Source organism: Affinundibacterium danionis, assembly GCF_042432465.1.
Taxonomy (GTDB): Bacteria; Pseudomonadota; Gammaproteobacteria; order Burkholderiales; family Burkholderiaceae_D; genus Undibacterium; species Undibacterium danionis.
This window is the reverse complement of sequence record NZ_JBHLXJ010000002.1, coordinates 230,153-244,154: the sequence shown is the minus strand read 5'-3', so window position 1 is coordinate 244,154 and position 14,002 is coordinate 230,153. Positions and strand designations below refer to the sequence as shown.

General features: G+C 43.8%; 12 protein-coding genes and 1 tRNA gene. 4 read left to right on the top strand and 9 right to left on the bottom strand.

Annotated features, from left to right (window positions below):
- Nucleotides 1-3: 3 nt before the first annotated feature.
- The 3 genes from ACFFJH_RS01120 (at nt 4) to ACFFJH_RS01110 (ending at nt 3,390) form a co-directional block, all read left to right on the top strand.
- Nucleotides 4-1,044, top strand: a complete 1,041-nt coding sequence (locus ACFFJH_RS01120; protein WP_390209451.1) for a response regulator — start codon at nt 4-6, stop codon at nt 1,042-1,044.
- 247 nt (nt 1,045-1,291) lie between these two features.
- On the top strand, nt 1,292-2,533 hold the full coding sequence (locus ACFFJH_RS01115; protein ID WP_390209449.1) for a polyhydroxyalkanoate depolymerase: 1,242 nt from the start codon (nt 1,292-1,294) through the stop codon (nt 2,531-2,533).
- 338 nt (nt 2,534-2,871) lie between these two features.
- On the top strand, nt 2,872-3,390 hold the full coding sequence (locus ACFFJH_RS01110) for a C40 family peptidase (protein WP_390209448.1): 519 nt from the start codon (nt 2,872-2,874) through the stop codon (nt 3,388-3,390).
- 142 nt (nt 3,391-3,532) lie between these two features.
- Here the strand turns inward: ACFFJH_RS01110 and ACFFJH_RS01105 are convergent, their stop codons facing one another.
- Nucleotides 3,533-4,471, bottom strand: a complete 939-nt coding sequence (locus tag ACFFJH_RS01105; RefSeq protein ID WP_390209447.1) for a patatin-like phospholipase family protein — start codon at nt 4,469-4,471, stop codon at nt 3,533-3,535.
- A 773-nt stretch (nt 4,472-5,244) separates the two neighbouring features.
- On the opposite strand from ACFFJH_RS01105, the gene ACFFJH_RS01100 reads away from it, so the two are divergent.
- Nucleotides 5,245-5,550 (top strand): antitoxin VbhA family protein, encoded by a 306-nt coding sequence (locus tag ACFFJH_RS01100; RefSeq protein WP_390209446.1) that lies wholly within the window; start codon nt 5,245-5,247, stop codon nt 5,548-5,550.
- A gap of 122 nt (nt 5,551-5,672) precedes the next feature.
- Here the strand turns inward: ACFFJH_RS01100 and ACFFJH_RS01095 are convergent, their stop codons facing one another.
- From ACFFJH_RS01095 to rph, 8 genes are all read right to left on the bottom strand, one after another.
- Nucleotides 5,673-5,858, bottom strand: a complete 186-nt coding sequence (locus tag ACFFJH_RS01095) for a hypothetical protein (RefSeq protein ID WP_390209445.1) — start codon at nt 5,856-5,858, stop codon at nt 5,673-5,675.
- A gap of 1 nt (nt 5,859) precedes the next feature.
- On the bottom strand, nt 5,860-7,449 hold the full coding sequence (locus ACFFJH_RS01090) for an RHS repeat domain-containing protein (RefSeq protein WP_390209444.1): 1,590 nt from the start codon (nt 7,447-7,449) through the stop codon (nt 5,860-5,862).
- Nucleotides 7,450-7,529: 80 nt separating this feature from the next.
- Nucleotides 7,530-7,619: transfer RNA gene (locus ACFFJH_RS01085), tRNA-Ser, on the bottom strand.
- A 160-nt stretch (nt 7,620-7,779) separates the two neighbouring features.
- Nucleotides 7,780-9,804: a putative bifunctional diguanylate cyclase/phosphodiesterase gene (locus tag ACFFJH_RS01080; protein ID WP_390209443.1), complete on the bottom strand. Its 2,025-nt coding sequence runs from the start codon at nt 9,802-9,804 to the stop codon at nt 7,780-7,782.
- Nucleotides 9,801-10,982, bottom strand: a complete 1,182-nt coding sequence (locus ACFFJH_RS01075; protein ID WP_390209442.1) for an EAL and HDOD domain-containing protein — start codon at nt 10,980-10,982, stop codon at nt 9,801-9,803. The genes ACFFJH_RS01080 and ACFFJH_RS01075 overlap by 4 nt, the downstream gene beginning before the upstream one ends.
- Before the next feature lie 351 nt (nt 10,983-11,333).
- Nucleotides 11,334-12,611 (bottom strand): radical SAM family heme chaperone HemW, encoded by a 1,278-nt coding sequence (gene hemW / locus ACFFJH_RS01070; protein ID WP_390209441.1) that lies wholly within the window; start codon nt 12,609-12,611, stop codon nt 11,334-11,336.
- Complete coding sequence (rdgB, locus tag ACFFJH_RS01065) at nt 12,608-13,192, bottom strand: RdgB/HAM1 family non-canonical purine NTP pyrophosphatase (protein WP_390209440.1); 585 nt, start codon at nt 13,190-13,192, stop codon at nt 12,608-12,610. Before rdgB ends, hemW begins: the two co-directional genes overlap by 4 nt.
- A 39-nt stretch (nt 13,193-13,231) precedes the next feature.
- Complete coding sequence (gene rph, locus ACFFJH_RS01060; protein WP_390209439.1) at nt 13,232-13,960, bottom strand: ribonuclease PH; 729 nt, start codon at nt 13,958-13,960, stop codon at nt 13,232-13,234.
- Nucleotides 13,961-14,002 lie beyond the last annotated feature (42 nt).

The window sequence follows — 14,002 nt, the reverse complement described above, 5'->3', positions numbered from 1 at the left end:
GCCATGTCTATAGATAAACAAAATCACATCCTTCTCGCCGAAGATAATGAATTTAATCAAGAACTCATCGTTGATCTATTAAGTGACGCGGGATTCTCGGTCAGCACGGCGAACAATGGCCAAGAAGTTCTTGATTTATTGGCGCAAAATGCGAGTGATTTTTTTCACTTAATTCTGATGGATTTGGAAATGCCCGTCATGGATGGGCACCAAGCGACATTGAAAATACGCGAGGACAGCCGATACCAATCCATTCCAATCCTAGCGCTAACTGCAGACGAAGAAGCTGAAACAAAAAATCGATGTTTGGCGGAAGGAATGCAGGACTATCTGATTAAACCGTTTGATCCAGATGAACTCAATAAGACGATCTATCATTGGCTCAACCAAGGACAGCAGTCCCAACACGCAACATCAAAAACAGAAACCGAAAATGCGGTTTTACCAGGCTTTAAATACATCAATACGGCGGCAGGATTACATTCCACCGCTCACAATCAAACGCTCTATTTACAACTCCTACGTCGCTTTGCCAACACGCAAAACACATCATTAGAAGCGATAAAACACGCGCTAACAAGCGGAATCGCGGATGAGAATTTTCGGCGTTTGATTCATACGCTTAAAGGTGTCAGCGCAACGATAGGCGCATCGGCAATCGCCGCATTGTGTATTCAGATCGAAATGTCGCAAGCAAAGCATGACGACGAAATTCATACTGAGTCGGCTCAATTTTTACTGCAACTCTCAGAAGAACTCAATAAGTGCATACAAGAGCTAGATGTTTTTTTTCAACAGTCACCGGCAGATAGAATCGAACCTCTATCCATTGAAAGAGACAAACTGCAAAGCAATGAAACTGATGAAATCAAGTGTAGCTTTCTTGAGCTGCTACATGACAGCAATCCTGAAGCACTCAATTATTTCGAAAAACACCAACCTTACTTTGTCACCATATTTAACAATGATGACCACCAAACATTGCAAAAGGCCATTGAAAATTATGATTTTGATCAAGCTATTGAACTAATAAATAAGATTTAAACAAGACATACAGAATAAATTGCTTAAATCACTAACTATTTATTGACTATTTATCTTTAGGAAATAATCCACAATAGCGCTTTCAATGTTATTTACGTTCACGAGTGACTACAAAAATTCCTCCACGGAATATATTTATGACGCACTGCAATAATTTAGCGTTATACTAGAACGAATCCGACGCTTACCGCACTCCACAAAAGTAAGGTAATACCAGCAATTCCGTCAATAACTAGGAAAATGCACGATGCTCTATCAACTTCATGAACTTAACCGATCCTTTTTAACGCCTTTAACCAAATGGGCGCAGGCATCCTCCAAGATGTTTGCCAATCCTATTTCACCACTGGCCTACACTCCCTACTCACAAAGAATCGCAGCAGCTTACGAACTGGTATATCGCCTCGGCAAGGATTATGAAAAGCCAGCATTCAATATAGACTCAGTACAAATAGGCGAGCAACACATCGCCATCGTTGAAGATAACACGGTAGTTAAACCTTTTTGCAAACTCATTAATTTCAAAAAGAATCTGGCTAATAGCAAGCGCGATGCAAAAATCAGTCAACAACGAAAAGTTTTAATCGTCGCCCCGCTCTCTGGTCACCACGCAACTTTATTGCGCGACACAGTAAAAAGCCTGCTACCGCACTACGACGTCTATATTACCGATTGGATTGATGCGAGGATGGTACCGCTGTCGGCTGGCCCATTCCATTTGCACGACTACATCTACTACGTACAAGAATTTATCCGTGGCTTAGGTCCTGATCTGCACGTCATCTCAGTCTGCCAACCGACCGTGCCGGTATTAGCCGCCATCTCACTCATGGCGAGCGCCAATGATCCTGCGTTGCCCAAAACGATGACCATGATGGGCGGCCCGATTGATCCGCGCAAATCACCTACGCAAGTCAACACACTTGCCACGGAAAAGAAATATTCTTGGTTCGAAAATTCGGTTATCTACAATGTTCCTGCCAATTACCCTGGTTTTGGTCGCAAAGTCTATCCGGGCTTTTTACAGCACACTGGCTTTGTCGCGATGAACCCTGATCGTCATGCCCAGAGTCATTGGGACTTCTACCAACATTTAGTGCAAGGCGACGATGAATCGGCAGAACAACATAGAAAATTCTATGATGAATACAACGCCGTATTAGATCTGCCAGCTGAATACTATTTGGAAACGATTAAAACGGTATTCCAAGAATTCCGCTTACCTAAAGGCACCTGGGAAGTCGAAGGCAAATTAGTCAAGCCACAAGATATCAAGACGGTTGCGCTCTTCACCGTTGAAGGTGAGTTAGATGATATTTCCGGGGCAGGTCAAACTCAGGCCGCTCATGATCTTTGCAGCAATATCCCAGCATCCATGAAACAAGACTTTGTCGCCCCAGGTTGCGGCCATTATGGGATTTTCTCAGGCCGTAAATGGCGCGAAATCGTATGTCCAAAAGTCATAGACTTTATCGAGAAACATGCCTGATCTACCGCGATAAACAAGCTCGACTCAAGTTACTGACAAAACGAAGGTGAAAGAATGCTGCTTTCACCTCGGTCGCACTTAGTTAGCGCTAAGTTAGCGCTTAATTGGCAAATTGGTTTATCGCACTACCCTAACACACCGCGCTATCACATTAGCCTTTCAGGCCAACTCCAAGTAGTTATCTTCTTTATCAGGATTAAGTGCAAGGCTTACTTTCGCTATAAAGTAAGCTATACTCCTCCTCTTTTCCGCAGGATAGCGCGCTTGATGTAATTTTCACCACGAACGCCACGGCTTAGGTCAAATCCCGTTTTCTTTTATTTTTTTGCAAAACGCTTATGAAAAAAACCGGACTTCTGAAAATATGCTTAGTACTCTTCCTGGTTGCTGGCAATAGCTACGCAAGTGACGAAGTAGCCATAGAAACACCCAACAAAACCCTCTCAGCACTCAAAGACTTAAGAGATAAAACCTCGGATTTAACGATTAATGCCATGAGCATGCTAGGCATTAAATACAAACGTGGCGGCAACTCGCCAGAAAACGGCTTGGATTGCAGCGGATTTGTTAGATTAGTTTTTAAGAATTCAAGCGAAACCGAGCTGCCAAGAACGGCAAAAGAAATCAGTAACAAAGGCGACAAAGTCGAGCCTAAAGATCTAAAACCCGGCGATCTGGTTTTCTACAACACACTCAAAAAGAGTTTTTCCCACGTAGGAATTTACCTTGGTGATAACAAATTTATTCACTCACCCTCAGCTGGCGGCCGAGTACGCATAGAGAGCATGAATGTCAGTTACTGGAAAAAACGCTTTAATGGCGCACGACGCATCAACGAAGACGAAGTAAAAAAATAGAATGGTGTCTTGTCATCTACTGCCTTATTTTCTACATTAATCACACGCAATCGATCGAAACAAATCACAAATAACTGACCCTGAGCAGAGTACAACTGAGCGCCACACATCTAACTCATTGGCATCACCTCAAGCAGCTCGATTATTTCTCTTGAAACGCCCGGATTTTTTCTTTTAATTCGCCAATAACGGCATTAGTGGCGCGCTCACCCGCAAGTATCGCCAAATTACGGCCATTAAAATCATTACCTTTCATACTGGCCAACTCTGGCTTAATCACCACATCCGCACTCTTCAATTCAAACTGATTCAAACTTTGTCCCATGATGGTAAAGGTCTGCATCAAAACTTCCAAAGAGCTGGCGGAATTTTGTGCTTCAGGCGAAGAAGAAATATTGACCGCGATCACAATATCTGCCCCCATCTCACGTGCGAAACGCACAGGTACGGGAGACACCAAACCACCATCGACATAAAATCGATCATTAATCTTCACGGGCTGAAACACGCCCGGCACAGCAGACGATGCACGCACTGCAAGACCCGTATTCCCGCGTTGAAACAAAATCGGCAATCCTGTATTTAAATCGGTTGCCACCGCACCGAAAGGCTTCTTCAATTTCTCAATGGCAGTTTGATTGACCATACGATTCACGTAACTCTGAAGCGCCTCACCTTTCAAGACACCACTACTTTTGGAAAAGAATGGCAAAGACCAATCCGAAATCGTCGCCTCATCCATCTCCAAAGCCATCTTCTGCAGCGCAAAACCATTATTCCCCGCCGCATACATCGCACCAACCACACTACCAGCACTCGTGCCCACCACCACATCAGGCACAATCCCTTGGGCTTCCAACACTTTAATCACGCCAATATGCGCAAAGCCACGCGCAGCGCCTCCCCCCAAAGCTAAACCGATACGAACTGGTCGCAAAGTTTTTGGAGCAGGCGTCACTGGCAAGTCTGTTTTTACAAATACTTTTGCTGGTGGTGTTGGTGGGGCCGAGGTCGCACAGCCGCCCAAGATTGTCAGGCAAAACACGAGGACAAAAAATATCCGTAGACTAGAGGTAGACATGCAAAGCATAATATTTTTAATGTGAGAGATGATGAAAGATCGTTTCCCAAACAAACGTCGTCAGGAAAGAAAAGAATATCGCAATCGACTTGCCTAAGACTAAATTGGCGCAAGAAACATCTTTAACTAACGGCACTGACATTTTTTAACTGCACTCAATTTATCTTTAACAATCGAAAAATTATACAGTAGGCATCACATTTCCACCTAACGCCGTCAGTAGATTTCAGCTAAATCACAGAGGAATTTCTGCAAAAAAATGCTCCCCTCAACTAAAGTTAACGGCAGCTTTATTACAATCAGAATAGTAATCGCTTTAGTATCACTACACCAAACGGACTGTCGAATCTTGCAATAAGGTGCTTGTCTGCAAAGCTTGATTTACTCCTCCAAATTGCGAACTTGCGAATAAGGTATGAGTAGGTAGTTTAGGGCATTTCTTGTGCTCTGCGCCTAATCGGGCTCTTTGAGCTGCCTGTGACTGGCAGATTACATAGTTCATCTATTTGATCATCAATCCTCGACGATCCAATCACATCCAAGGATTCACGCACCATATTTGGTTAATGTGCGTATGGTGTATGTCAAATTCGGACGGTCAAATCACCCAAAAACACGCACTTTTTATTGTACATAAGATTACGAATGCACTGCCCAAAAGCGTATACCAACCCTGCTTTTAACCCGCAAAATGCAATACTGTGCAATGTTGTGCAATACCCTGCAATATTGTGCAAAACAGTGAAAAACTGTGCAATTGTCTGCAATGAATTTTGAAAAAAGATGAAAAACTCTGCAAAAGAATGAAAAACGGTGAAAAAGGACGAAAAAACATGAAAAACAATGAAATTCCCCACGCCGCCAATATCATCTCGATGAAGGCCATGCGTGAACGGCGTTTTTACGTGGCGCTGGCGCAAGCGGATGAACACTGGCAACAGACCACGGCTAGTTTTAGGCTGGAAGGACTCCACGCGACCGAGAACGACGCCGAACGGGCTGGTCGTGTGATCGCTGGGGTGTGGACTTTGGAACAGGCGATTGAGGACGTGCGACGCGGTTATTTGGCGTCGCACTGAATTGCTCGGGCTTGATTAGATTTGCTGCGTTTCTCTTCGGCTGGAGTGGTGCAATTGATGAAGCCCATTGCACCTTACCAATTCGTTACGCCTTAAGACATTAACGTCCGTAACAACAGCAATCACAAGATTCGATTTATTTGAGAAAATAATTCTTCCGCTTCAGCAATTGTCGCCCCCATACGATTTTCAAAATCACGCAGAGGAAGTCCATTGCAAACTTCATTCAATGAATTATTTAGAATGTAAAGTTCATCCAACGTAAAAAAAATCGTAATTCCACTTTCAGATTTATTCTCAATTTTCATATTATTTTAAACCTTCAAAATAGGCTTTTGCATTGGTCGGTTGAAACGCAGTTCCCAAATCACTTGCGCGTGGATTGTGTATTACAACTGTTCCAGAAGGTTCATGAAAATACGCAACTCGATCACGCATCAAAGTTCGTGTAGCTGTCGGATTAGCCATGACTTCAGCTATATGCTTTTCCAACTGGGCGACTGTACGAATTGCAAGACCTCGGAATAGTGGATCATCTATTCTTGCACCAACACCTAACACATGCTTTGAGAATGAATGCCCACCAGATATTTTTATCGATGTGGTTCCCGCGAAGCCCATTGCTATATTCAAAGTCATTTGATCTTGCGCTGCCTTGTCTCCAGCTAGCGCAGCACTTCTAAGATCAGCTCCCTCTTGACGATAATCTAAAAATTTCTCCCATTTATCATTCAGCCAATCTTTCACATCCTGCAATGAACTTTTCTCGCGCTTTACATCTGTTTTCTGAGTAGTCTCAGGCGTTATTGTTTGGCCCCCCCCGATTGCCGATCCCTTTCCCCCTGAGTTATCGGCGGATTGATTTTTTCCTTGTTCGCTAGGAGCAAACACGCCATCAGAATATAAAGTACCGATGCACTTTGAATTTTGTGAGCATGGTCCCGCTAATTTTTTAAATACAACGCTTTGTGGCGGTGGTTCTTTTGGTTTTTCTTCTGGTTTTGGTTCTGGATTTTCAGGGGCAGAAGCATTCTCCTCCATCGCCACAAACCCCGTAGGATCAGTAAGATTAGTCGGATTGTTCCATACATAAGTATACCGATTATAGCTCCGAGAATGTTCAGGATCTTGAATGATAGGATCCGCACTCATGAATCGGGCGATGAGCGGATCGTAGATACGACCGTTCATGTGCACCAGATCGAGCTTGTCTAGCATCTCGTGTCCGGTAAAGCCTTTGTTGTCTTTGACACCATCGATACTGTCAGGGGTTTCGTTACCACTTAGGCTTCGGCGCTTGCCCCAGCTGTCGTAGGCGAGTCGTTCCACCAGCGTACCACTCGCGTTGCTAATGGCGATCACGCTACCTAGGCGATCCGTATGAATCCAGTTGAGTTCTGTTGCTTGAGTTGGTTTATCGATTTCGAATCCGATCCCACCTGGCCAGTAGGTTTTGATACTCTGAACAGTACCGCTTTTGGTCTCGACTTCCATCGCTCCTGCATAGTAAATCGTACTGGTGTTAGCGCCACCATCAGATTTCATTTGCTTGGTGCGTTGATGGTCGGCTCCGTAAGCGAAGCTACTGCTTTCATTGCCTTTGGTGATTTTCTCTGGCATGTCAAAGCTGGTCCATTCAACACTGCGTCCTGCACCATTTTTCAGATTACCATTGTCGTCATACGTAAAGCTGCCTATGCCCGGGATGCTCTGTACCGCATGAGGGCGATTATTGCTCGCACCATAAGTACCAAAGCTGGTGGCACCCGAGGGTGGATAAGCGTAATTCCCATTGCCAACACCCGTCTTACTTTCGATATTGCCGATACTGTCATAGTTAAAGACTTGGGTCGCATAGCTAACATCCAAAGTCCAACCCAAGCCAATAGCAGTCAACAAAAAATGGCATACCAGATGTCATACCAAATGAAGCGCAAAAACAAAAAAGCCCTTGATTTCTCAAGGGCTTTTTAAATTCTTGGCGGAAGCGGTGAGATTCGAACTCACGAAGGGCTCTCACCCTCGCTAGTTTTCAAGACTAGTGCCTTCAACCGCTCGGCCACACTTCCGTCTTTGCTACAAGCTTGAAATTTTAGCGCAAATAAATTTGAACTAATCTCTCAAGCCCTGCATTATAGCGAGTTTTTCTAATTTCTTGTGAACTTTTTTCAGAAAAATTCTTAAATTCGTAATTTAGTAGTGCCCCCGATAGCTCGATCAATAGGGCAATCAATAAAACGAAGGGAAGCTAAAACTTCTTAACATCACTTCAGAAAACTTCTCTGCATCGAGTGGTCGAGAAAACAAATAGCCTTGTATTTCGTCGCAGCCCATTTTTTGTAAAAAGGCAAACTGCTCGCTGTTTTCTACTCCTTCAGCAATCACTTTATGTTTCATTTGCTTGGCCAAACCAATAATGGCGCTGGCGATAGCACAGTCGTCCGCATCATCTGGAATGCCTTGAATGAATGAACGATCGATCTTTAGAGTGTCGATAGGAAAGCGTTTTAAATAGGATAAACTAGAAAATCCAGTACCAAAATCATCCAATGCCAAAGTCACGCCCAATGCGGTAATTTGGGACATGATCGCCACCACGTCGTCGGCATTTTGCATCAACATACTTTCGGTAATTTCGAGCTCTAACCATCCTGATGAAATTTGATGCTTACTTAAGGCCTGCTCTATGCGCTCGGGCAAAGACACAGTGAATTCACGCGCTGATACATTGACGGCGATACGAAAAGCTTGAACTCCTGCGGATTGCCATATTTTTGCTTGAGCGCAGGCTGCGTCTAACACCCATGCATCAATTTGCAAAATCAAATTAGTTTCTTCTGCCACGGGGATAAATTCATTCGGCGCGATAATACCGTCTTGCGGATGCGCCCAACGGATCAGCGCTTCTGCCCCTAGGACTTTACCACTACGCACATCGAGTTTAGGTTGATACAGCAGAAAAAATTCTTCGCGCTGTAGAGCGCGTCGCAATCCTGATTCTAGATACATACGTCCAGAGATCGAGCGATTCATCTCGGCATCATAAAAAGTATACGAACCACCGGCCTTATCAATTTGCCGCTTGGCTTTAAACATCGCGATATCGGCTTTTTGCAATAAGGTCTCAGCATCATTGCCGTCCTGGGGATAAATACTAATGCCGATGCTGGCGCCTAGACGCAGATCATGTCCTTCAACGGAAAAAACATGCTCTAAGGTGGCAAGAATTTTTTGTGCTACCAATCCCGCATGAAAATGCTGCTTTACATCCAGAATCGCAATAGCAAATTCATCGCTACCAAGCCGGGCAATCACATCGTTATCTCTCAACGCAACGCGAAAACGCTCGGCTACCTGTTTCAATAACAAATCACCGATGTAATGTCCCAATGTATCATTGATCGGTTTGAATCTATTCAGATCAACAAACATCACCGAAACGGACATCTCATTTCTGTAGCTTTGTTGTAAAGCGCTATCCACCAATTTTTTAAACAAACTGCGATTAGGCAGATCGGTCAACACATCGTAGTAAGCGAGATGATTTATTCGCTCCTCTGAACGTTTGCGTTCTGTGATATCACTTAAGTAGCCAATCAAACCAACGGCTTGTTGATACTCATCGAATAAGGTCGATAAACTTAAACTCGCCCAAAAAATTTCACCATTTTTTTTGCGGCGCTTCACTTCCATCTCACGCCCACCGCGCTCCAAAAATATGTCGCGAATCGATGAATCGTCGGCGTCTTCTGCTTCGTACAGAAATAGAATATTTTGTCCAAGCGCTTCTTTTGCGGTGTATCCAAATAAGCGCTCAGCGCCGAGATTCCAACTCAAAATGAAGCCCGCAAGATCCATCGTAATGACGGACTCATGCAACTGATCAAGAATTTGTGAATGAACTAATTGCGACTTCATCGCCGCTTTAAATTGCGTTGCGGTGCTGAGCCGCTTGGCAAAAAGTCTCGCACTCAATTGAGTAAGTTGATTCAACTTATGTAAATCACGCTCATTGATTTCACCACATTTGCCGGAGATGACAAAGTAACTTTCTGGCGCGATCTCAGCCAGCATTTGTCCTTGTTCTAAAATCGGGCGCTGACGACGATAAGCGACATCACTTTCGGAAAATAAACTACTAAGAATACGATTTAAACTTGCCTCTAATGCCTGCTCTTCAGCACTCAAAATTGTTTCGCACAATTCTATGCCTAACACGATGTCTTGCTGAAGATCAAATGGCCCTGGCATCATAATTCCTGACAGACTTGATTGACCCAGCAATAGGCTTGAATCAGGCTTTCGTAATAGATATCCGTTGAAACACCTAATGTCTCTAGCGCCTCGGGCAAGCCTGATTGATAGGCGACATCGGCTTGTTCAGTCAGCATAAGAAACTCACCCATCTGCCCTGCTTTATCAATCAAGGCAATACGAACCTCGTCAACCAAACTTAAGGGCTTAACGATTTCCCATAAAGGACTGGCGAACAATAAATCCAATAAAGAAAACATGCCAACCATAAACGCAGCATCCTGCTGATCGCGATCACCGCCCTGGTGACGACACAGCGCTTCCATCATACTTGCACGAAACGCGGCTCTGAGCATCAGCGGATTTAAACTACTCCCATGATTATTTTGACGAGCGTAGAGCAATAGCTGCAACCACCGTTGCAACTGTCGGCGCCCTAATAAATTAATCGCCTGCACAAAGCTAGTCACCTTAACCGTTTGCGCGAATGCGGCAGAGCTGACCAATTTGAACAGCATAAATGAGAGAGTAGGATCTTGTTTAAAGAGACTTTCTAACTCTTTTGCATCGGCATCTTTGGATACCAGCCCCAGCAATTTGAGCAATCGTGAACGCGCCGTCGGGTCGTTGCTACGCGTATTATTTTCGGCGGAGAAAGCGAAACTACCGCTAAACAAACTAAAACCGGCTTCCTGCGCTTGTGAAAGACAAGAAACCGAGTTGACGTTTCTCGCTAAATGCTGGCTTTGATGTAGGCTAACAATCCAAGGTTGTACATGCGCGGGAATACCTAACTCGCAATTAACGGCTATGCCTTTGGTATCAGACCAAATCAATGAAGACTTCGAATTAAAGTCATCCATCATCATGCGCACACCAGTCTGACTCAAATATTTTAATTTTTGCTGTGCTTCTTTAGATTCACATTCGGCTTCGATAAAACATAACACCAAATTTTTGCAATAGTCACGATTTTCAAAATCGGGAGGCAATACTAATGGTGAGGTCAGCGGCAGGATGAACTGTAAATTCGATAGGCGCTCAAAACCCTTCGATTGACTCAAAATGGCGAGCAACTGCGTCACAGCATCATCACTACGTTCGGGAAAATCGGGTAATAACGCGACTAATTTTTGCTGACTGTTGACGACAGGAAGGAATGAAGCGGTAGGCATCATTTGATTGAATTTTCCAAGTTTTTAAATTTCTTATAATCAAGTGCTTTATAGCAATTTCTATCCCGATAGTAAGTTGAAATTTACACAATTGCAAGGGCATTTTTGATGACTTCTATAAATTTCATTTATTGTTGGCCTAATAAGACGTAAAGCAAAATTTCCCGCTGAAATTAACGCAGTAATTTTGTTTATAAATACGCTTTTTTGTGCACTAAACTTCATACAAAAACAAAGGCTTAAAATAAAAAACTCGAATCTTAATTCAAGATTCGAGCTTGTAACTTACGGAGCAAAGCATTCGCACATTAGTCAAAGTGCGCTGAACTAAGCCAATCACTACAGAATCATGGCTTACAAAAAGATCTGCTGCAAATCATTCAAAAACCGCCGCCCTAAATCGCTAGGAGCAATGCGTAAATGATCCCGGTACAACAATCCTTTTTTCTCCGCCATTAATAATTTGCTTTCGATTGAATTCAGTAACAATCCGGTACGATCAAAAAAGAGAGAAGCATCAAAACCTTGATTGAGACGTAAGGCATTCAACATAAATTCAAAAGCTAATTCATCTTTCGTGATTTCATCACTGTCTTGAATGGCATCACCCTTCAATGCACTATCCATGAAGGCTTTGGGCTGCTTATGTCTAACTTGACGGACGATACGGTGGGGAAAAGACAGCTTAGAATGCGCTCCGGCGCCTACACCCAAATAGTCACCAAAATTCCAATAATTCAGATTGTGACGTGATTCATGCCCAGGCTTAGCAAAGGCAGAAACTTCATAATGTCGATAACCCGCACTCGCCATCCTTGCCTGAATTTGTTCTTGCATTTCGGCGCTTAAATCATCATCAGGAATCACTGGCGGGAATTTAGCGAAATAAGTATTTGGCTCTAAAGTCAGGTGATATAGCGACAAATGATTTGGACTAAAACTCAAAGCCGTTTCGAGATCAAGAATGGATTCATCGAGTGTTTGCACGGGCAAAGCGAACATCAAATCCAAATTGAAATTATCAAAATTTTTAGCAGCGATTTCTATCGCACGCTTCGCTTCATCCCCGTTATGAATACGTCCCAATGACGACAGATGCTGGGAATTAAAACTCTGTATACCTATCGATAAGCGATTGATACCGCTTAGACGATATTGACGAAATTTTTCAGCTTCAAATGTCCCGGGATTTGCCTCCATGGTGATTTCGGCATTGGCATCAATCGGCAATAAACTACGCAAATCAGACAGCATGCGATCGAGTCCAGCGGCTGACATTAAGCTGGGCGTACCACCACCAATAAAAATGGTGTAAATCTTACGGCCCCAAATCAATGGCATCGCGGCTTCTAGATCCGCACGCAGCGCAGATAAATACAAAGCTTCATCAAATGAAGTCTTGACCTCATGCGAATTAAAATCACAGTAAGGACATTTTTTGACACACCATGGAAAATGGATGTACAAAGACAAAGGGGGCAAAGCGCTCAAATTAAGCACACCTGGCGCAAGGAAATTTTCTTTTACTTGGCCAGGAATACGACGCATTTTTTCTTGCCTATCCTGCGTCGTATCGGAAGCGACAGCGGATTGACTATTGCCTGACGAAGAAATGGGCTTAATGGGGATCATCTTAATTTCTTGAGTAATTCTTGTAAGGCCTGAGCACGATGAGATAAGCTATTTTTTTGGGCGGAATCAAGCTCAGCCACCGTTTTATCAAACTCAGGCAAATAAAAATAAGGATCGTAGCCAAAACCTTCGCTACCTCTGGCTTGATCAATTATTTGCCCCTGCCATCGGCCATCCGCAATCACAGGTTGTGGATCGTGTTCAGAACGAACATAAACCAAAACACAATAATAATACGCAAAACGATCTTCAATACCACGCAGAGCATCAACTAGCTTACGATTATTATTGTCATCCGATTTTGGTTCACCTGCATAACGCGCAGAATACACACCCGGCGCGCCGCCCAACGCATTGACGCAAATACCAGAATCATCAGCGATCGCAGGCAAACCAGATAAACGCGATGCGTGACGCGCTTTAGTTAAGGCATTTTCGACAAAAGTAAAAAATGGCTCAGGGGCATCGGGAATATTTAATTTTGCCTGAGGTAATAATTCAATGCCAAGCGGCAGCAAAATTTGACCAAATTCTTTGAGCTTACCGGCATTATTCGATGCCAAAACAATTTTTTTATTCATGTTACTTTACTTAATTTGGTTCATCCCTTGGAGATAAATTTATATCTCTAGAGCTTGCTTTTGTTTTGCAATAATGTCTCGTATACCTGCGTCCGCCAGATCCAAAAGATCATTCAGCACCTTACGATCAAATGCGGCGCCTTCGGCCGTTCCCTGCACTTCTATAAAATGTCCTTGTTCATTCATGACGACATTCATGTCGGTATCGCAATTAGAATCTTCCAAATAATCCAGATCCAAAACAGGTACGCCCTGATATACGCCCACCGAAATGGCCGCGACAAAATGCTTCACAGGTATGGCAGAAATCACACCCTTCTCAAGCAGCTTTGAAAAGGCATCGTAAGCCGCCACCATGGCACCAGAAATGGCCGCAGTGCGGGTACCGCCATCCGCCTGTATAACATCACAATCGAGATGCAAAGTACGTTCACCAAATGCTTCAAGATCAAAAGCAGCGCGCAAAGAACGTCCAATCAAACGCTGTATCTCTTGAGTACGTCCAGATTGTTTGCCTTTGGCGGCTTCTCTATCCATTCTGGTGTGTGTCGAACGCGGCAACATACCATATTCGGCAGTGAGCCAACCCTGACCACGCCCCTTCAAAAAGCCTGGCACTTTTTCTTCTATGCTGGCGGTACAAATTAATTTGGTATCACCAAATTGGACTAAGACTGAACCTTCGGCGTGCTTGGTGTAATGGCGGGTAAAACTGATGGTGCGCAATGCCGTTACGGAACGGGCACTCGGACGAGTAACTTGTGACATGGATTAGCTCTTATGGGTTATTCATAGGACTGACACAAAACT